General features: G+C 63.5%; 16 protein-coding genes. 11 read left to right on the forward strand and 5 right to left on the reverse strand.

Going from position 1 to position 19,002, the window contains the following annotated elements:
- Nucleotides 1-121: 121 nt before the first annotated feature.
- Nucleotides 122-994 carry a thioredoxin gene (gene trxA, locus GFU70_RS25475; RefSeq protein ID WP_153388987.1) on the forward strand — a complete coding sequence of 291 codons (873 nt, stop codon included), beginning with the start codon at nt 122-124 and terminating at the stop codon, nt 992-994.
- 120 nt (nt 995-1,114) lie between these two features.
- Here the strand turns inward: trxA and GFU70_RS25480 are convergent, their stop codons facing one another.
- Nucleotides 1,115-1,465, reverse strand: coding sequence for a hypothetical protein (locus GFU70_RS25480; protein WP_058544948.1), 351 nt, complete (start codon nt 1,463-1,465; stop codon nt 1,115-1,117).
- A 120-nt stretch (nt 1,466-1,585) separates the two neighbouring features.
- Between GFU70_RS25480 and GFU70_RS25485 the strand changes: the two genes are divergently transcribed.
- The 5 genes from GFU70_RS25485 to GFU70_RS25505 all read left to right on the forward strand — a co-directional run bounded on the left by GFU70_RS25485 (nt 1,586) and on the right by GFU70_RS25505 (nt 5,802).
- A complete protein-coding gene (locus GFU70_RS25485; RefSeq protein WP_153388988.1) occupies nt 1,586-2,182 on the forward strand; it encodes a DUF2796 domain-containing protein in 597 nt (198 codons plus the stop codon).
- 160 nt (nt 2,183-2,342) lie between these two features.
- Complete coding sequence (locus GFU70_RS25490; RefSeq protein WP_053187667.1) at nt 2,343-3,053, forward strand: ABC transporter ATP-binding protein; 711 nt, start codon at nt 2,343-2,345, stop codon at nt 3,051-3,053.
- A 1-nt stretch (nt 3,054) separates the two neighbouring features.
- Nucleotides 3,055-4,320 (forward strand): ABC transporter permease, encoded by a 1,266-nt coding sequence (locus tag GFU70_RS25495; protein WP_058544946.1) that lies wholly within the window; start codon nt 3,055-3,057, stop codon nt 4,318-4,320.
- An 11-nt stretch (nt 4,321-4,331) separates the two neighbouring features.
- The gene (locus GFU70_RS25500) at nt 4,332-4,850 is read left to right on the forward strand and encodes a DUF3299 domain-containing protein (RefSeq protein WP_058544945.1); all 519 of its coding nucleotides are present in this window, start codon (nt 4,332-4,334) and stop codon (nt 4,848-4,850) included.
- A gap of 253 nt (nt 4,851-5,103) precedes the next feature.
- Nucleotides 5,104-5,802, forward strand: a complete 699-nt coding sequence (locus GFU70_RS25505) for an OmpW/AlkL family protein (protein WP_064107111.1) — start codon at nt 5,104-5,106, stop codon at nt 5,800-5,802.
- A gap of 261 nt (nt 5,803-6,063) precedes the next feature.
- On the opposite strand, the gene GFU70_RS25510 is transcribed toward GFU70_RS25505, so the two are convergent.
- A complete protein-coding gene (locus tag GFU70_RS25510; protein ID WP_058543351.1) occupies nt 6,064-6,993 on the reverse strand; it encodes an NAD-dependent epimerase/dehydratase family protein in 930 nt (309 codons plus the stop codon).
- Nucleotides 6,986-7,870, reverse strand: a complete 885-nt coding sequence (locus GFU70_RS25515) for a sugar nucleotide-binding protein (RefSeq protein WP_058543350.1) — start codon at nt 7,868-7,870, stop codon at nt 6,986-6,988. The genes GFU70_RS25510 and GFU70_RS25515 overlap by 8 nt, the downstream gene beginning before the upstream one ends.
- Before the next feature lie 406 nt (nt 7,871-8,276).
- Between GFU70_RS25515 and GFU70_RS25520 the strand changes: the two genes are divergently transcribed.
- The 5 genes from GFU70_RS25520 to GFU70_RS25540 all read left to right on the forward strand — a co-directional run bounded on the left by GFU70_RS25520 (nt 8,277) and on the right by GFU70_RS25540 (nt 16,781).
- On the forward strand, nt 8,277-12,590 hold the full coding sequence (locus GFU70_RS25520; protein WP_153388989.1) for a DEAD/DEAH box helicase: 4,314 nt from the start codon (nt 8,277-8,279) through the stop codon (nt 12,588-12,590).
- A gap of 175 nt (nt 12,591-12,765) precedes the next feature.
- Nucleotides 12,766-13,692, forward strand: a complete 927-nt coding sequence (locus GFU70_RS25525) for a DUF72 domain-containing protein (protein ID WP_058543348.1) — start codon at nt 12,766-12,768, stop codon at nt 13,690-13,692.
- Nucleotides 13,689-14,498 (forward strand): endonuclease/exonuclease/phosphatase family protein, encoded by an 810-nt coding sequence (locus tag GFU70_RS25530; RefSeq protein ID WP_116641225.1) that lies wholly within the window; start codon nt 13,689-13,691, stop codon nt 14,496-14,498. The genes GFU70_RS25525 and GFU70_RS25530 overlap by 4 nt, the downstream gene beginning before the upstream one ends.
- A complete protein-coding gene (gene clsB / locus GFU70_RS25535) occupies nt 14,495-15,793 on the forward strand; it encodes a cardiolipin synthase ClsB (protein WP_153388990.1) in 1,299 nt (432 codons plus the stop codon). The genes GFU70_RS25530 and clsB overlap by 4 nt, the downstream gene beginning before the upstream one ends.
- A complete protein-coding gene (locus tag GFU70_RS25540) occupies nt 15,780-16,781 on the forward strand; it encodes a lysylphosphatidylglycerol synthase domain-containing protein (protein WP_116641224.1) in 1,002 nt (333 codons plus the stop codon). Before clsB ends, GFU70_RS25540 begins: the two co-directional genes overlap by 14 nt.
- Before the next feature lie 61 nt (nt 16,782-16,842).
- Here the strand turns inward: GFU70_RS25540 and GFU70_RS25545 are convergent, their stop codons facing one another.
- Together GFU70_RS25545 and GFU70_RS25550 are read right to left on the reverse strand one after the other, a co-directional pair.
- Entirely contained in the window at nt 16,843-17,601 is a 759-nt protein-coding gene (locus tag GFU70_RS25545; protein ID WP_058543344.1) for an alpha/beta hydrolase family protein, read from the reverse strand.
- Nucleotides 17,591-18,700 carry a DUF3182 family protein gene (locus GFU70_RS25550; RefSeq protein ID WP_058543343.1) on the reverse strand — a complete coding sequence of 370 codons (1,110 nt, stop codon included), beginning with the start codon at nt 18,698-18,700 and terminating at the stop codon, nt 17,591-17,593. Before GFU70_RS25550 ends, GFU70_RS25545 begins: the two co-directional genes overlap by 11 nt.
- Nucleotides 18,701-19,002: the final 302 nt, after the last annotated feature.

Genomic DNA, 19,002 nt, shown 5'->3' on the forward strand with positions numbered 1-19,002 from the left:
GTGTGCGAGCTTGCTCGCGATGAGGTCCTATCAATCAATACGCCTCTCACGGCCTCCCGGCTTTCAGCCCACCCCCACCAAGCCGTATAGTTGCCCCATTCAAGCGCTCTACGAGATTGCCATGACTCAGGAAACGCCCTACATCTTCGACGCCACCACCGCCGATTTCGACCAGTCGGTGATCGCCAACTCTTTCCACAAACCGGTGCTGGTGGATTTCTGGGCCGAGTGGTGCGCGCCGTGCAAGGCGCTGATGCCGATGCTGCAAACCATTGCCGAGAGCTATCAAGGCGAACTGCTGCTGGCCAAGGTCAACTGCGACATCGAGCAGGACATTGTCGCCCGCTTCGGCATTCGCAGCCTGCCTACGGTGGTGCTGTTCAAGGACGGCCAACCCGTCGACGGCTTTGCCGGTGCCCAGCCGGAATCGGCGGTGCGCACGATGCTCGAACCCCATGTGCAGATGCCGCCTCCGGCCGCGGCCGACCCATTCGAACAGGCCCAGGCGCTGTTCGACGACGGTCGTTTCGCCGACGCCGAAGCCGTGCTCACGGTGTTGCTGGGAGAAGACAACACCAACGCCAAGGCCCTGATCCTGTATGCCCGCTGCCTGACCGAGCGCGGTGAACTGGACGAAGCGCAGACCGTGCTCGACGCGGTGAAAAGCGACGAACACAAGGCCGCCCTCGCCGGCGCCAAGGCGCAGATCCAGTTCCTCGGCCTGGCCAAGCACCTGCCGGACGCCGCCGTGCTCAAGGCGCGCCTGGCAAAAGACCCGCAGGACGATGAAGCGGTGTACCAACTGGCGATCCAGCAACTGGCGCGCCAGCAGTACGAAGCGGCCCTCGATGCACTGCTCAAATTGTTCGTGCGTAACCGCAGCTACAACGAAGGCCTGCCCCACAAGACCTTGCTGCAAGTGTTCGAACTGCTGGGCAACGACCATCCACTGGTGACGACTTATCGTCGCAAGCTGTTCGCAGCGTTGTACTGACGCCCCCCGGTAGGAGCTGTCGAGCGAAGCGAAGCTGCGATCTTTTGATCTTTCGCTTGAGATTCAAGCGCCAGGGTAAAGATCGCAGCCTCGCTTCGCTCGACAGCTCCTACACAGTTCCTACGGGGTTGCGTGCCAGCTGTAGAGCGGTGTATCGGCGCCGCTGATGACTTTTACATCCGGGCTATGGCGCAGGCGCACCAACAGGCGCTTGCCCGCCGAGGCGCTGCCGGTCAGGCCTTCGAGTTGTTCCAGCAGGTCCGGGCCGCTCAGTTGCCCGGCCTTGCGCAGCAGTTCCTTGGCGATCTGCCACTGGGCATCATCGGGGTTCACCGGCTTGGCCGCCGGTGCCGCCACGCCCTCGGACTTGGCCACTTGCAACTGCGCGCCGAGCTGTGCCCAGTCGCCCTCATCCATTTCGATCGACAAGTCCACCGGCCAATCGCCGACGGTTCCGCGTATCCGCAACATCATCGTGCTCCTGAAAATTTCATGTACGCATGCTCCCATGGCCCTTGCGCGACGCCAAGCAGACGGTCAAACTCTCCGCACTTTCGTTATAAGATTACATAACCTTTTCGGAGACTCGTCATGCGCCGTCTGCTTCTCGCTTTGCCGTTCGCCCTGCTGCCATTGGCTGTCGCTCATGCGGCGGTCGAGCATGATCATGATCATGACCACGAGCACGAGCACGGCAGCCTCGGCGCCCATGAACACGGTGTGGCTCGATTGAACGCTGCCCTGGACGGCCAGACCCTGGAGCTGGAACTGGAAAGCCCGGCGATGAACCTGGTGGGCTTCGAACATGCCGCCACCAGCGATGCCGACAAGGCCAAGGTCGCCGCCGTGCGCGCGCAGTTGGACAAGCCACTGGCGTTGTTCGACCTGCCGGCCGCCGCCAAATGCACCGTTGCCCAACAGGAACTGGAAAGCCCACTGTTCGGCGATGAACCGGACCACGATGACCATGACGAAGACGCCGACAGCGACGAGCACCACGGCGAGCACAGTGAAATCCATGCCCACTACCAATTCACCTGCGCCGCCCCGGGTGCACTGAAGAACCTGGACCTGGCGACCCTGTTCAAAACGTTCCCGGCCACCCAGAAAATTCAGGTACAACTGATCAGCCCTAGCGGCCAGCAAGGCGTGGAAGTGACGGCCAAGGCGCCAGCCCTGAAATTCTGATTCACTGCAAAACCCAACGTGGGAACAAGCCTGGTGGGAGCAAAGCTTGCTCGCGATAGCGGTCCGACAGTCAACATACAAGTTGAATGTGGTGATCTCATCGCGAGCAAGCTCAGCTCCCACAGGTGTTCCACTGGTTCCACTATTTGAAGCGGCAAACATGACCCAAGCTCTCATCGAACTGTCCGACCTGGGCTTCAGTTGGCCCGGACATCCGCCGTTGCTGGATATTCCTGCGTTTCGCCTGGAGGCCGGTGAGACGCTGTTTCTCAAAGGCCCGAGCGGCAGCGGCAAAACCACCTTGTTAGGGCTGCTGGGCGGTGTGCAGACGCCGGATCGCGGCAGCATCCGCCTGCTCGGCCAGGAACTCACCGAACTGGGCGCCGGCAGCCGCGACCGCTTTCGCGTCGACCACACCGGCTATATCTTCCAGCAGTTCAACCTGCTGCCGTTTCTCTCGGTACGCGAGAACGTCGAACTGCCCTGTCACTTTTCCAAGCTGCGTGCGCAACGGGCCATCCAGCGCCACGGCAGCGTCGATCAAGCCGCCGCCACGCTGCTGGCCCACTTGGGGCTGACCGATCCGAACCTGCTGGAGCGGCGCGCCGACTCGTTGTCCATCGGCCAGCAACAACGGGTCGCCGCCGCCCGTGCACTGATCGGCCAACCGGAACTGGTGATCGCCGACGAACCGACCTCGGCCTTGGACTACGACGCCCGGGAAAACTTCCTGCGGCTGTTGTTCGCTGAATGCCGCGAGGCCGGGTCGAGCCTGTTGTTCGTCAGCCACGACCAGAGCCTGGCACCGCTGTTCGACCGCAATCTGTCGCTGGCCGATCTCAATCGCGCCGCCACGCCACTCGAGGTCTGAGATGTATTTGTTCCGTCTAGCCATGGCCAGCCTGGCGAACCGCCGCTTCACCGCGATCCTCACCGCGTTTGCCATCGCCCTTTCTGTTTGTTTGTTGCTGGCCGTGGAGCGGGTACGCACCGAGGCGCGAGCCAGTTTCGCCAGCACCATCAGCGGCACCGACCTGATCGTCGGCGCCCGCTCAGGCTCCGTGAACCTGCTGCTGTATTCGGTGTTTCGCATCGGCAACGCCACCAACAACATCCGCTGGGACAGCTTCGAACACTTCGCCAGCAACCCGAAAGTGAAGTGGGCGATCCCCATGTCCCTCGGCGACTCCCACCGTGGTTATCGGGTGATGGGCACCACCGAGGCCTACTTCGAGCACTATCAGTACGGCCGCAAGCAACACCTGGAACTGGCCGATGGCCGGGCGTTCGCCACCGATCCGTTCGAAGTGGTGCTCGGTGCCGAAGTGGCCGAGGCGCTGCACTACAAACTCGGCGACAAACTGGTGCTGGCCCACGGCGTGGCGACGATCAGCCTGGTCAAGCACGACGACAAGCCCTTCACCGTGGTCGGGATTCTCAAGCGCACCGGCACCCCGGTGGACCGCACGCTGCACATCAGCCTCGGTGGCATGGAGGCGATCCACATTGACTGGAAAAACGGCGTACCGGCCCAGGGCAATGGCCGCATCAGCGCCGACCAGGCCCGCAACATGGACCTTACACCCCAGGCGATCACCGCGTTCATGCTCGGTCTCAACAGCAAGATTTCCACCTTTGCCTTGCAACGCGAGATCAACGAGTTCCGTGGCGAGCCGTTGCTGGCCATCCTGCCCGGCGTGGCGCTGCAGGAATTGTGGAGCCTGATGGGCACGGCGGAAAAAGCCTTGTTCGTGATTTCGCTGTTCGTGGTGCTCACCGGGCTGATCGGCATGCTCACGGCGATCCTCACCAGCCTCAATGAACGCCGCCGGGAAATGGCGATCCTGCGCTCGGTGGGCGCGCGGCCGTGGCACATCGCGACCTTGCTGGTACTCGAGGCCTTTGCCCTGGCACTGGCCGGGGTGATCGCCGGACTAGCGTTGCTGTACATCGGCATCGCCGCCGCCCAGGGTTATGTGCAGTCGGCCTACGGCTTGTACCTGCCGCTGAGTTGGCCGAGCGAGTATGAATGGACGCTGCTGGCTGGCATCCTGGTGGCCGCCCTGCTGATGGGCAGCGTGCCGGCCTGGCGCGCCTATCGCCAATCGTTGGCCGACGGCCTGTCGATCCGTCTATGAGGACCTTGAAGATGCCCCGCGCCCTGCTTGCGCTGTTGATGCTGGTCGCCCTGCCGCTGTGGGCGGCCGAGCCGAGGGACCTGGCCTGGTCGGAAATGATCCCGCCGGACGCGCCGCCGGAAGTGCCGAACATGACGCCGCTGCACGACTTGTCGAAAATGAGCGACGCCCTGGCCGCCGAGTCCGCGCCGGCGGCCAAGCAGGATTTGCCCAACGCCCCAGTGGTCAAGGCCCTCGACGGCCAGCAGATTCGCTTGCCGGGCTACATCGTGCCGCTGGAAGTCAGCGAGGAAGGTCGCACCACGGACTTTTTGCTGGTGCCGTATTTCGGCGCCTGCATCCACGTGCCACCACCGCCGTCCAACCAGATCGTGCATGTGAAAAGTGAAGTCGGGGTCAAGCTCGACGAGTTGTATCAACCGTACTGGGTCGAAGGGCCGATGCAGGTCAAGCCGTCCACCAGTGAACTGGCCGATGCCGGGTATCAGATGGAGGCCGAGAAGATCTATGTGTATGAGCTGCCGGAGTGAACCCGATAGTGATGTGTTGTTTGTAGGATAGCTATCGCGAGCAAGCTCCCACAGTTGATCGTGTTTCAGAAGGAATGCGGTCGAATAATGTGGGAGCGGGCTTGCTCGCGATGGTTCCCTCAAATTTTCCCATCAGCGTTTTTATTGAGCTGAGTCAATTAAACACCCCCTGACTCATTGAGCTGCGTCAAAAGACCGGGCCAGACGGCTTCGTACCATGGGACATCAATTTTCGATGCCCTCTGGAGCCCTCATGAACAAGTCCTTGCTCAGCGCTTCCCTCGTTGCCCTCGCGCTCGCAGCCCCACTCGCCCAGGCCCACACGGCTGGCGACATCATCGTTCGCGCCGGTGCTATCACCGTCAACCCGGAAGCCGACAGTTCCAGTGTCAAGGTCGACCGTGGCCCACTGGCCGGCACCGACCTGGGCGGCAAGGCGACCATGAGCAGCGACACGCAGCTGGGCTTGAACTTCGCCTACATGATCACCAACAACCTGGGGATCGAACTGCTGGCGGCCTCGCCGTTCGAGCACGACGTGAAAATCAAAGGCACTGCCCTGGGCGCGGCCAACAACAAGCTTGGCACCCTCAAGCACCTGCCGCCGACCTTGAGCCTGGTCTACTACCCGCTCGACGCCAAGTCAGCGTTCCAGCCTTATGTCGGCGCCGGCATCAACTACACCTGGATCTATGACGAACACGTCGGCAGCGAAGCCAGCGCGAACGGCTTCAGCAACTTCCGGGCGAGCAACAGTTGGGGCATGGCGTGGCAAGTGGGCGCCGACTATATGTTGACCGACAACGTCATGATCAACGGTCAGATTCGCTACATCGACATCGACACCACCGCGTATGTGGACAACAACGCCGTGGCCGGTGGCACACGGGCCAAGGTGAATGTCGATGTGGACCCATGGATCTACATGGTGGGGTTGGGTTACAAGTTCTAAGCCTGCGCACCATCGCAAGTTGACAACACCCTGTGGCGAGGGGATTTAGCGAAACGTCGCACCGCCCCGCTGACTGTAGGAGCTGTCGAGTGAAGCGAGGCTGCGATCTTGTCCCAGACAATTGAGTCGCGAGCGAAAGATCAAAAGATCGCAGCCTTCGGCAGCTCCTACAGAGCCCAACGGGGACAAATCCCCTCGCCACGACGTTGTAGGCCGTGACAAAAAAGGCGCCTCGAAAGGCGCCTTTTTTGTGACTGAAACTCAGCGCCCCAGCAACCGCGCCAGCCCCACGCTCATCGGTGTTTGCTGTGGAAAACTGAAGCGCTGCAACAGCCGATGGTTGTCGGCCCGCGAATGGCGGATGTCGCCGGAACGCGCCGGGCCGTAGCTGATCGGCGGCAGGTCGCCCACCACCGCGGCCAGGGCCTGGAGCATTTGCTTGAGGGTCGTGGCCTGGTTCCAGCCGACATTCACCGCGCCCACTTCCACCTCGGGCTTCTCGATGGCCTGCACCAGCAAATCCACCAAATCTTCGACGTAGACAAAATCCCGGGTCTGCTCGCCGTCGCCGAACACGGTGATTGGCAGGCCTTTCTGTGCCCGCTCGCTGAAGATGCTGATGACCCCGGAATACGGCGAGGACGGATCCTGGCGCGGACCGTAGATGTTGAAGAAACGGAATACCACCGGCTCCAGGTCGTGCTGGCGGCGATAGAAGTCGAGGTAGAACTCGCTGGCCAGCTTGTCCGAGGCATACGGCGTGAGCGGGGCCTTGGGGGTGTCTTCGTCGATGGACTGACCTTCGCCGTTGTTGCCGTAGACCGCCGCGCTGGAGGCGAACAGCACCCGTTTCACACCACTCTGGCGCATGGCTTCGCAGACATTCAGGGTGCCAATGAAATTGCTCTGGTGGGTGCGCACGGGGTCGTCCACCGAGGCTTGCACCGAGGCCACCGCCGCCAGGTGCGCCACGGCGCTGCAACCGGCCATGACCCGCGCCACCAGCGCGGCGTCGGCGACGTCGCCTTCGATCAGTTCGACCGCCGGGTTGTCCAGCGGCAGGTTGCTGCGCTTGCCGGTGGACAGGTCATCGAGGATGCGCACCGAGTGTCCCTTGGCGAGCAAGGCGTCGGTCAGGTGCGAACCAATGAAACCCGCGCCGCCGGTGATTAAAACAGGGCCTTCAGCCATGACGATAAAACCTATCCAGTAAGCCTGGGAGTGCCGCACGCCAGGCGCGGGGCTTGATCCCGAAAGTGTGAAGAATTTTCTTGCAGGCCAGCACCGCGTGCTGCGGTTCTTCCGCGGCGTCCGGTCGTGCGGCGTGGGCCTGGGGGGTGGGCGACTCGATGGCCAGCGGATGCAGCGCGCGGGCTTCGGTGAGGATCGCCTGGCCCAGCGCCAGCGGCGTAGTCGCCTCGTGCCCGGCGTAATGATAGGTGCCCCACAGCGGCGCCGCGCAATCGAGTTGCTTGAGCACCGAGATGATCACGCGGGCGGCATCGTCCACAGGCGTCGGATTACCGCGGCGGTCGTCGGCCAGCAACAGCTCTTCGGGCTGTTCGGCCCGGGCCAGGAAACGCCCGAGGATGCCATCGGTGCTGTCGTCCAGCAGCCAGCCGAACCGCAGCAGCACGTGTTGCGGGCAGGTGGCGCGCACGCTTTGCTCGATCCGCCACAGCGCCTGCCCCCGCACGCCCAGGGGCACGGGCTCGTCCTTCTCGCTGTAGGCCGTGGCGCGGGAGCCATCGAACACGCGATAGCTCGACGGTTGCAGCAAGATGATGTTGTGATGCTGGCACAGCTCGGCCAGGCGCTCGACAGCACGCTCCTGGCCGGCCAGGCGCTGCTCGCTGACGGCCTCGGCCTGGAACCAGTCGAAGTAATACGCCAGGTTGATCAAGGCGTCCGGGCGGGTGTCGTCGAGCAGTTGCGTCAGGCTCGCGGCATCCCAACCTTCTTCGGGCGGGCGGGGGGCAAGAAAACCGATGTCTTCTTCTGCACCGAGGCGAATCAGCGCCTGCCCAAGGGCATTTCCGCCGCCCAGTAACATAAGGCGCATTCGCATAAAGTCAGCAGGCCCAGTCTATTGGCACAAGAATTTGGTCGACAACGCCCGCGGGCGTTACCGGAATCGTTGCATTTTGCGGGTTTAGTGCGCAACCGTCATCCGTAAAGTGTGGATAGCCAGGTTTGAGCGTCTTACAAGGCTGATAGCGGACCTGTGGCGAGGGGATTTAGCGATACGTCGCACCGCCCCGCTGGCCGTAGGAGCTGTCGAGTGAAGCGAGGCTGCGATCTTGTCCCAGACAATTGAGTCGCGAGCCAAAGATCAAAAGATCGCAGCCTTCGGCAGCTCCTACAGAGCCCTACGGGGATAAATCCCCTCGCCACAGGGGCAGTATCCAGTTCAGTTTTGCACAGATACCCGACGGTACTTGCATCTTGCCCAACCCACCCGCATAAACTGCCCCATGAATCTGCCCCTTGCAGCCAACCACGCCATGGCCGGCTTTCACCCGGCCGTTCGCGCCTGGTTCAGCCAGACATTCCCGGCGGTCACGGCCGCCCAGGCCCGGGCGTGGCCGTTGATCGGCCAGCGTCGTTCGACCCTGGTGGCGGCGCCTACCGGCTCAGGCAAGACCCTGACGGCTTTTCTCGCCGTGCTCGATGACCTGGTGCATCGCGGCCTGGAACAGGGCGGCCTGCCGGACCAGACCCTGGTGGTCTACGTCTCGCCGCTCAAGGCCCTGAGCAACGATATCCAGATCAACCTGCAGAATCCGCTGGTCGGCATCACCGAACAGCTGCGGCAGATGGACCTGCCGCCCCTGCACATCACCACCGCCGTGCGTACCGGCGACACACCGCAGAAAGAACGCTCGGCGATGCGCAAGACCGCGCCGCACATCCTGGTCACCACGCCTGAATCGCTCTACGTGCTGCTCGGCTCCGACTCCGGCCGACAGATGCTCGCCAGCACCCGCACGGTCATCGTCGACGAAATCCACGCCATCGCCGCCAGCAAGCGCGGCAGCCACCTGGCCTTGAGCCTGGAACGCCTGCAAGCCCTGTGCGCCGAACCGCTGATGCGCATCGGCCTGTCCGCCACGCAAAAGCCCATCGAAGCGGTGTCACGTTTTCTCGTCGGCGAAGGGCGCACCTGTGAAATCGTCGACATCGGCCACGCCCGCCCCCGAGACCTGGACATCGAAGTGCCGCCGGTACCGCTGTCGGCGGTGATGGCCAATGACGTGTGGGAGTTGGTCTACAACCGCCTCGCCGAGCTGGCCCGGAAACATCGCACCACCCTGGTGTTCGTCAACACGCGGCGCCTGGCCGAACGCCTGAGCCGTCATCTGAGCGAGCGCCTGGGCAAGGACGCCGTGGCCGCCCACCATGGCAGCCTGGCAAAAGAGTTTCGCCTCGACGCCGAGCAACGCCTCAAACGCGGCGAACTGAAGGTGCTGATCGCCACCGCGTCCCTGGAGCTGGGCATTGATATTGGCGACGTCGACCTGGTCTGCCAGATCGCCTCGCCCCGCTCGATCTCGGCGTTCCTGCAACGGGTCGGGCGTTCCGGCCACCAGGTCGGTGGCACGCCCAAGGGACGCCTGTTCGCCACCACTCGCGACGACTTGATCGAATGCGCCGCCCTGCTCGACTGCGTACGCCGTGGCGAACTCGACATCCTGCACATCCCCAAGGCGCCGCTGGATGTACTGGCCCAGCAGATCGTCGCCGAAGTCAGTTGCCAGGAATGGTCGGAACAAGCGCTGCTGGAAACCTTGCGCCGTGCCTCACCTTACGCGGAGCTGGACGAAGGGCATTACCAGGCGCTGTTGCAGATGCTCGCCGAAGGCCTGAATGGCCGCCAGGGCGTGCGCAGTGCCTATCTGCATCGCGATGCCGTCACGCGGACCTTGCGCGGGCGGCGGGGCAGCAAGCTCACGGCAGTAACCAGCGGCGGCACCATTCCGGACAATGCCGACTACAGCGTGCTGCTCGAACCCCAAGGGCTGAACATCGGCAGCGTCAACGAAGACTTCGCGGTGGAGAGCATCGCCGGCGATGTGTTCCAGTTGGGCAATACCTCGTATCGCATCATTCGCGTCGAGACCGGCCGCGTGCGGGTCGAGGATGCCCAGGGCCAGCCGCCGACCATCCCGTTCTGGCTCGGCGAAGCGCCGGGGCGCAGCGCCGAATTGTCCCTGGCCGTGGCGCGCCTGCAAGCCCAGCTCGATCAACTGCTCGGCGCCACGCCGGGCAACCTGCAACCGGCCCTCGATTGGCTCACCGGCACCCTGCAACTGAACCTGGCCAGCGCCGAACAACTGGTGGACTACCTGGCCCCGGCGCGCCTGGCCTTCGGCGCCCTGCCGTCCCAGGACACGTTGCTGATGGAGCGGTTCTTCGACGAGTCCGGCGGCACGCAACTGATCATCCACACGCCCTTCGGCAGCCGTATCAACCGCGCCTGGGGCCTGGCCCTGCGCAAGCGCTTCTGCCGCACCTTCAACTTCGAATTGCAGGCCGCCGCCAGTGAAGACGCCATTGTGCTCTCGCTGTCCACCAGTCACAGCTTCGAACTGGACGAGGTCTGGCGCTACCTCAACAGCCACAGCGCCGAACAGATCCTGATCCAGGCGGTGCTGGATGCGCCGCTGTTCGGCGTGCGCTGGCGCTGGAACGCTGGCGTGGCCCTGGCCTTGCCGCGCTATGCCGGCGGGCGCAAAGTCGCCCCGCAGATCCAGCGGATGAAAAGCGAAGACCTGATTGCCAGCGTATTCCCGGACCAGATCGCCTGCCTGGAAAACCTGGCCGGCGAGCGTGAGATCCCTGACCACCCGCTGGTGGAACAGACCCTCGACGATTGCCTGCACGAAGCCATGGACAGTGAAGGTTGGCTGACGCTGTTGCGGCGCATGGAAGCGGGCGAGGTTCGCCTGATCAGCCGCGACCTGCCGGCGCCCTCGCCGCTGGCGGCAGAAATCCTCAGCGCCCGCCCCTACACCTTTCTCGACGACGCGCCGCTGGAAGAACGGCGCACCCAGGCAGTGATCAATCGACGCTGGAGCGATCCACAGGCCACCGACGACCTTGGCGCACTGGACGCCGAAGCCATCCAGTCGGTCCGCGATGAGGCCTGGCCGACGCCGGCCAATCTCGATGAGATGCATGAAGCCCTGATGAGCCTGGGCTGCATCGCCGACAGCGAAGCCGACGCCCACGCGTCGTGGCTGGATTGGTTGCAGGCCTTGGCCGCCAGCGGCCGCGCCAGTCACCTGCAGATCAGCGCCGAGCGCGGTTTGTGGGTGCCGCTGGAGCGCCTGACCTGCCTGCAAGCCCTTTATCCACAGGCCCGCTGGCAACCGGCACTGACGCCCCTGGCCGGCTTCGATGAAACCTGGGACAGCGACGAAGCCGTGGTGGAAGTGCTCCGCGCCCGGCTCAGCGCCTTTGGCCCGCTGCCGTCGAGGGCCATCGCCTACCCGCTGGGACTGTCGACCCCGCAGGTCACCCAGGCCCTGGCGCAGCTCGAGCAACAAGGCTATGTGCTGCGCGGGCGGTTCACGCCGGGCACCGGCCAGGAGGAATGGTGCGAGCGGCATTTGCTGGCGCGGATCCATCGCTATACGGTCAAGCGCCTGCGCCGGGAAATCGAGCCGGTGATGTTGCAGGATTTCATGCGCTTTTTGTTCGACTGGCAGCATCTGTCGGCGACCAGTCAAGGCCGGGGCAATGCCGTGCTGCCGTCGATCCTGGGCCAGTTCGAAGGCTTCCCGGCCGCCGCGTCAGCCTGGGACAGCGACCTGTTGCCGGCGCGGATCAAGGACTACTCGCCCAGCTGGCTCGATGAGTTGTGCCGCAGTGGCAAGTGGGTATGGACACGCCTGAGCGCGCGCCAGAAGCCTAGCGCCAGTGCCCTGCGCAGCACGCCGGTGGTGCTGCTGCCGCGCAGTCAGGTGGCGTTGTGGAGCAGCCTGGCTGGGCAAACAGCCTTGGATGAGTTGTCGCCCAAGACGCAAAAAGTCCATCAGGCCCTCAGCGAGCACGGCGCGCTGTTTTTCGACGAACTGGCCCACGAAGCCCACCTGCTGCGCAGCGAACTGGAAATTGCCTTGCAGGAATTGGTGGGCGCCGGGCTGGTGAATGCCGACAGCTTTGCCGGCTTGCGCGCGCTGATCACCCCGGCCAGCAAACGCCAGGCCCGCAGCAGCCGACGCGGGCGCGGGGCGTTTGTCGGTGGTATGGACGACGCCGGGCGCTGGGCCTTGTTGCGCCGCAGTCAACCGGCGCCCGTGGAAGGCAACCGTCCCGCGCCCACACCGCCCGACACCCTGGAACACATCGCCATGACCCTGCTGCGCCGTTACGGCGTGGTGTTCTGGCGCTTGCTGGAGCGCGAGGCCGACTGGCTGCCGAGTTGGCGCGAGCTGCTGCGCACCTTTCATCGCTTGGAAGCGCGGGGCGAGATTCGTGGCGGGCGTTTTGTCAGCGGGCTGGCGGGCGAACAATTCGCCCTGCCCGAAGCCATCCCGCTGCTGCGCGAAACTCGCCGCCGCCCCACCGATGGCAGCCTGGTGGCGGTGTGCGGGGTCGACCCGTTGAACCTGGCCGGCACCTTGCTGCCGGGGGCGAAAGTGCCGGCACTGGCGAGTAATCGGCTGGTGTATCGCGATGGTTTGCCGGTGGCGGCACAGATTGCCGGCAAGCAGCATCTTTGGGTGGAGTTGGATGCTCAAGCGATGACTGAAGTGCGCAATAAGATCCTCCATAAAATTTGAGGCCAGCAGCTCACCGTGGTCTTTCAGACATCGAGGCGCCTGTTCGCGGGCAAGCCTTGCTCCCACGCAACGGGCAAGCCCCTCCACCGCTGGGCACTCCATCGAAACTTTCCGGGCCGCGTAACAGTCATCACAAGACACAGGCGGTACGAGGTCATTGGCACGGGAGGGATACATGACGGCGATCCACATTGGTATTTCCGGCTGGCGCTACACGCCTTGGCGGGGGGATTTCTACCCCAAGGGGCTGACCCAGAAACGGGAATTGCAATTCGCCTCGCGAGCGGTCAATAGCATCGAAATCAATGGATCGTTCTACGCCCTGCAACGCCCCGAACGGTATGCCCAGTGGTATGCCGAGACACCGCCCGGCTTCGTGTTCAGCGTCAAGGCCCCGCGCTTCATCACTCACATCAAGCGTTTGCGGGACATCCGCAAGCCTTTGGCCAATTTCTTCGCCTCCGGCGTGCTGGAGCTCAAGGAGAAACTGGGCGCGATCCTCTGGCAGTTTCCCCCAAGCTTCAAATTCGACCCCGAATTGTTCGAAGACTTCCTCAAGCAACTGCCCCACGACACCGAAGGCGCCGCCGCCCTGGCCCGCGAACACGAGCCACGCCTGGACGGCCACGCCAGCACCACGACTGACAAAAAGCGCCCACTGCGCCATGCCGTGGAAATCCGCCATGACAGCTTCATCGACCCGCACTTCGTCACGTTGCTCAAGCGCTATGACGTGGCCCTGGTGATTGCCGACACCGCCGGTAAATGGCCTTATCGCGAAGACGTCACCAGCGATTTCGTCTACCTGCGCCTGCACGGTGCTGAGCAGCTGTATGCCAGCGGCTACACCGACGAGGCGTTGAAGCGCTGGGGCGAGCGGATCGAGGCCTGGAGCCACGGCAAGCAACCCGCCGACGCCCACCTGATCGACCCCGACAAAAAGCCCCGGGCACGCAAAAGCCGGGAAGTGTTCTGCTATTTCGACAACGACATCAAAGTCCGCGCGCCCTATGACGCACGTCACTTGCTGGAGCGCTTTCATCTGGACAAGGACCTCGCCACCGCGCCCGGCGAGCGCCCGGCCGAAGGGGTATTGCCATGAACCGCCCGCAAACCGGCGAAACAACTCGCGAGCCGACCCAGCAACAGCCCCAGGTTCTCGACCGGGTCAGCCACTTCACCGTGCTGACGGTCAACACCCACAAGGGTTTCACCGCCCTGAACCGGCGCTTCATCCTGCCGGAACTGCGCGAAGCGGTGCGCAGTGTGTCCGCCGATGTGGTGTTTTTGCAGGAAGTCCACGGCACCCATGAACACCACCCCCAGCGCTACAGCAACTGGCCGAGCATGCCGCAATACGAGTTCCTGGCCGATAGCCTCTGGCCGCAGTTCGCCTACGGGCGCAACGCGGTGTACCCGGCGGGCGACCACGGCAACGCGCTGTTGTCGAAATTCGAGATCATCCGCCACGACAACCTGGACGTGTCCATCAGTGGCCATGAAAACCGCGGCATGCTCCACAGCGTGCTGCGCCTGCCGGGCGATGGACCGCACGTGCATGCCATTTGCGTGCACTTGGGGCTGCGCGAAGGTCATCGTGTCGAGCAACTCAAGCTGCTTTGCCAGCGCTTGAGCGAACTGCCGCCCGACGCGCCGGTTATCGTTGCCGGCGACTTCAACGACTGGCGCGGCAAGGCCAGCGAACTGCTCGAACCCTGCGGCCTGCGGGAAGTGTTCGCCGAACAGTGGGGCAAACCGGCCCGCAGCTTTCCGGCGCGCCTGCCAGTCCTGCGCCTGGACCGCATCTACGTGCGCAACCTCAAGGCCCGTCATCCCAAGGTGTTGAGCGTCCGACCCTGGTCGCACCTCTCCGACCACGCACCGCTGTCGGTGGAGATCCAATTATGAGCGCGACGATGAACAAGGCGACGGTTGAGCAGCTCGATACGCCCCCCACGGAACGCAACCCGGCGCTGGTCGATATCGAATACGGCTGGCACGGCAACAATCGCGTCAAGCTGCTGGAAAACGGCGAGGAATATTTTCCCAGGGTCTTCGAGGCCATTCGCCGGGCCGAGACAGAAATCCTTCTTGAGACCTTCATCCTGTTCGAGGACAAGGTCGGCACTGAACTGCGGGATCTGTTGGTCGAAGCCGCCGAGCGTGGCGTGCGCATCACCGTCAGCCTCGATGGCTTCGGCTGCGGTGAGCTGACCAACACTTTCCTGGCATCGCTGAGCGACGCCGGGGTGCGCTTGCAGATGTTCGATCCGGCGCCCCGGCACTTGGGGATCCGCACTAACTGGTTCCGCCGCCTGCACCGCAAGATCGTGGTGGTGGACGGGGTGATTGCGTTTATCGGCGGGATCAACTTTTCCGCCGACCACCTGGGCGATTTTGGCCCCGAGGCCAAGCAGGACTATTCCGTGGAAGTCAAAGGCCCGGCGGTGGTGGATATCCACCATTTCGCGCTGTTGCAGAGTGGCCGGCCGGCCCGGGCCAAATACTGGTGGCAACGCCGACGCCGACGCCGCAACGAGCTGGCGTTCAGCGACCATGACGGCCAGGTACGCCTGGTCTACCGGGATAACCACGATCACCAGACCGACATCGAAGAGGTCTACCTGCAAGTGCTGCGCAGTGCCCAGCGGCGGGTGGTGATCGCCAATGCCTATTTCTTCCCTGGCTACCGGTTGCTGCGCGAGATCCGCAATGCCGCGCGCCGTGGCGTGGAAGTGCGGCTGATCCTGCAGGGCCAGCCGGACATGATGATCGCCAAGCTCGCCGCACGCATGCTCTATAGCTACCTGCTCAAGGCCGGCGTGGTGATCTACGAATATTGCGAGCGACCGCTGCACGGCAAGGTGGCCCTGGTGGATGAGGACTGGAGCACGGTGGGTTCGAGCAACCTCGACCCGCTGAGCCTGTCCCTGAACCTGGAAGCCAATGTGCTGATCCGCGACCGAGGGTTCAACCGCGAGCTGTTCGAGCGCCTCGACTACCTGAGCCGCAACCATTGCACCGTCATGCCCGAAAGCGACGCCCCCCGGGGCCTGCTGTGGCGCATGACCATCGGTTTCATGGTGTTCCACTTTTTGCGCCACTTCCCCGCCTGGGCCGGCTGGCTGCCGGCCCATAAACCCCGTCTGAAACCTTTTACGCCGCCGACGGCGGTCCGGAGCGAGCCCCATGAACCACTCTGAAGCGCACACCGCGCCGAGAGATGCCCACGCGCCGGAACAGGCCAAGCCCAAATCGCGCTGGAACCGCTGGAAAAGACCGCTGACCCTGGCGTTTTTTCTGCTGCTGATCGTACTGTTCACCGCCCTGGCCCGGCGCATCGATTGGTCCGAAGTGTTCGCCACCCTGGCTGATTTCAAGGTACGCACGCTGATCATCGCAGCCGCACTGACCGCCACCAGCTTCATCACCTATGCCTGCTTCGACCTGATCGGTCGCACCTATATCCGCCAGAAACTGGGTTGGCGACAGATCTTGCCGGTGGGGGTGATCAGTTACGCGTTCAACCTCAACCTCAGCGCCTGGGTCGGTGGCATCGCCATGCGTTATCGGCTGTATTCACGGCTGGGAGTCAGCACCGGCAACATCGCCAAGATCCTCGGCCTGAGCCTGGCCACCAACTGGTTCGGCTACATGACCCTGGCCGGCGTGGTGTTCAGCAGTGGCTTGGTGACCATGCCACCGGGCTGGAAACTCAGCAGCGATGCGTTGCAAGGCGTCGGCGCGCTGTTGTTGCTGGTGAGCGCAGGTTATCTCGTGGCCTGCCGGTTTTCCAAGCGCCGGGCGTGGATCGTCCGCGGCATGGAAATCAACCTGCCGTCGCTGCGCATGGCGCTGCTGCAGCTGGCGTTGGGCGCGTTGAACTGGTCGTTGATGGCGGCGGTGATCTTCACGTTGCTGCCCAGCAAACTGGATTACCCACTGGTGCTCGGGGTGTTGCTGATCAGCAGCATTGCCGGGGTCATCACTCACATTCCGGCGGGGCTTGGGGTGTTGGAGGCGGTGTTCATTGCCCTGCTGCAACATGAGGCGTCGCGGGGCAGCCTGCTGGCGGGGCTGATCGCCTACCGGGCGATCTACTTCATCCTGCCGTTGCTGATTACCGCGGTGATGTACCTGGTGATCGAGGCGAAGGCCAAGGCGTTGCGGGTCAAGCCTGGGCCTAAGTGATGGGTTGCCTGAATGATGAGTTGCTCGCGAAGAGGCCCGCACAGACGATACAAAATCCTGATCACCGCTCCTGAATAATGCTCAACCGCTCTCCCACCACCATTTCCGTGATCCAGTCCACCAGGATCGAGGTGTAGGCCTGTTGTGACACGGGGTCGCTCAGGGCATGGTCGGCACCGTCGATGATCCGATGGGTCAGCGAGTGGGTCTGCTGGCACGCCGCCCGGTAGCTCATGATGGTGGCATGGGGCACGTAGACATCGGTTTCGGACTCCACCAGCAACACATCGCCGGTGAACTGCGAACATGCATGCAAGGCGCGGTTGGTGCCGGCGTGCACCAGGGTGCTGCGGTAATCCAGCAGGTCGGTCTTGTCCAGGTCGCGCTTGGGGGTATGCCATTGCTCGTCGCGGTACAGTGCCGGCACCCGCAAGGCCAGCCAGCGTACCGGGCGCAACGAAGTGAGGATCGAAGCCAGGTAACCGCCATAGCTGGTACCCACCACGGCAATCGCCGAGGTATCCAAGGCCGGGTGCGCGAGCAGGCGGTCGTATGCCGCCAACAGGTCCCGCAGGTTGTCCTCGCGGGTGACCCGCGCCAACGGGATCCCCGCCCCGCCGGTGTGCCCGCGCAAGTCGAAGGTCAGGCACACGCAACCGAGGCCGGCGATGCCTTTGGCCCGTTCCAGGTCCCGCTCCTGGCTACCGCCCCAACCGTGCACGAACAACACGCCAGGGACCTTCGATTTGGGGCTCAGGAACGTCCCGTTCATATGTTCATCGTCAATCTCGATCTGAATGGTTTCACTTCTAGCCGTCATAGGATTGAACCGTTACGTATTTGAGAAGGAAGTCGCCGTTGTGCGCCGCGCCGCGATAGACCACCCTGGCGCCGGGCGGCAGCGATTGTTCGGTGTAGGTCTCCACCGAGGACACTCGCACCGCGCTGGTTGCGGGCGCTTCGACGAACACCTGCAACGCCGCCAGTTCGGCGCTGCTGGCGCCGCCCATGCGCCATGATTGTTCCAACACGCCGCCACGCGGCTGGCCGGCGGCGTCCAGGCCCTGGGCAATGTCGTAATTGCGCCGCGACGCAAAAAAGCTCGGGTAGGCCTGGTTGGCGGCGTCATCGAACACTTGCGCCAGCCGCACAGCCTCGCGCACATCGTCGGGCAGTTCGAGCTTGAGCAACTCGATATAGCCGCCCTGCACCACCAGCAGGTCCGAGCCGCCGTACACCTCCAACCCTTCACTGTCATGGGTCAGGTGTTGCACGCCGCAATAGCTCAAGGCCTTGCCGCCGATGAGGCTCTGGCCGACGCTCTGGGTCTTGACCTCGTTGAGGTGCTGTTCCAACACCACCCCATCGCGAAACAGCGCCTGGGCGTCAGGCCCGGCGACAATTTCATCGAACTGCGCCAGGCTCTTGATCAGCCGTTGACCACGCCCGGCACAGGCATGGATCGGCTTGAGGCGGATCGGCCCGGTGTACAGCAAATGCTCGGCGGCGGGGCGTGCATCCTTGAGCGAAAAGACCGTCACGCCATCGAGTACCGCGCCTCGCGTGAGCTTGGCAAACAGCGGCGACCAGCCTTTGGGCGCCACGGCGTCCTTATTCAACAGACCATGGGTAATTGCCTTGGTGCAGATAAAATCATGCTCGACATACCCGCCCCACACATCCTCGGGCCCCTTGACCCCCAGGCGCATCGCGGCTTCGGCGCCGATCAGGGTTTGCGTGGGCAACAGATAAAGATCATGACCGGCATGCCGCTGGGCGTCATGGCTGTCGCCGTATTCCCATCCCAGGATCTGCGCCAGCCACTGGGCCAGTGCACGATTGGTCTCGACCTCATGGCGCGGCGCTTGTGGATTGACCGAATAGGCCACTACCCGCTTGTTGCGATTGACGGATGTCATGCGTTGCCCTTTTTCCTGCGCTCGATGGCTTTGGATAAGGAAAGGTGCAGAGATCAGGCCAACGGTGTCATCGCAAGGATGGGGCAGCCAAGCGGGTGTATCGCGCGCAGTTGATAGCACCGGGCCTGTTTCATTCTGCACGACACACGATCGACGTCCCGCAAATTGCACGATGCTTGGACCAGGCACTGTTCCCTGTGGCGAGGGGATTTATCCCCGCTGGGCTGCGAAGCAGCCCTGAAACCTGACATCGCGGCGTATCAGGCGAACTGCATTTGCCTCTTCTGGGGCTGCTTCGCAGC

The sequence above is a fragment of the Pseudomonas brassicacearum genome, assembly GCF_009601685.2.
In the GTDB taxonomy this organism is placed as follows: domain Bacteria; phylum Pseudomonadota; class Gammaproteobacteria; order Pseudomonadales; family Pseudomonadaceae; genus Aquipseudomonas; species Aquipseudomonas kilonensis_B.

Coding starts and splice junctions, on each gene's coding strand:
- GFU70_RS25530 (WP_116641225.1), top strand. CDS start 13,689: ATGAACCGCCCGCAAACCGGCGAAACAACTCGCGAGCCGACCCAGCAA.
- GFU70_RS25500 (WP_058544945.1), top strand. CDS start 4,332: ATGCCCCGCGCCCTGCTTGCGCTGTTGATGCTGGTCGCCCTGCCGCTG.
- trxA (WP_153388987.1), top strand. CDS start 122: ATGACTCAGGAAACGCCCTACATCTTCGACGCCACCACCGCCGATTTC.
- GFU70_RS25505 (WP_064107111.1), top strand. CDS start 5,104: ATGAACAAGTCCTTGCTCAGCGCTTCCCTCGTTGCCCTCGCGCTCGCA.
- GFU70_RS25545 (WP_058543344.1), bottom strand. CDS start 17,601: ATGACGGCTAGAAGTGAAACCATTCAGATCGAGATTGACGATGAACAT.
- GFU70_RS25540 (WP_116641224.1), top strand. CDS start 15,780: ATGAACCACTCTGAAGCGCACACCGCGCCGAGAGATGCCCACGCGCCG.
- GFU70_RS25485 (WP_153388988.1), top strand. CDS start 1,586: ATGCGCCGTCTGCTTCTCGCTTTGCCGTTCGCCCTGCTGCCATTGGCT.
- GFU70_RS25510 (WP_058543351.1), bottom strand. CDS start 6,993: ATGGCTGAAGGCCCTGTTTTAATCACCGGCGGCGCGGGTTTCATTGGT.
- clsB (WP_153388990.1), top strand. CDS start 14,495: ATGAGCGCGACGATGAACAAGGCGACGGTTGAGCAGCTCGATACGCCC.
- GFU70_RS25495 (WP_058544946.1), top strand. CDS start 3,055: ATGTATTTGTTCCGTCTAGCCATGGCCAGCCTGGCGAACCGCCGCTTC.
- GFU70_RS25490 (WP_053187667.1), top strand. CDS start 2,343: ATGACCCAAGCTCTCATCGAACTGTCCGACCTGGGCTTCAGTTGGCCC.
- GFU70_RS25520 (WP_153388989.1), top strand. CDS start 8,277: ATGAATCTGCCCCTTGCAGCCAACCACGCCATGGCCGGCTTTCACCCG.
- GFU70_RS25480 (WP_058544948.1), bottom strand. CDS start 1,465: ATGTTGCGGATACGCGGAACCGTCGGCGATTGGCCGGTGGACTTGTCG.
- GFU70_RS25525 (WP_058543348.1), top strand. CDS start 12,766: ATGACGGCGATCCACATTGGTATTTCCGGCTGGCGCTACACGCCTTGG.
- GFU70_RS25550 (WP_058543343.1), bottom strand. CDS start 18,700: ATGACATCCGTCAATCGCAACAAGCGGGTAGTGGCCTATTCGGTCAAT.
- GFU70_RS25515 (WP_058543350.1), bottom strand. CDS start 7,870: ATGCGAATGCGCCTTATGTTACTGGGCGGCGGAAATGCCCTTGGGCAG.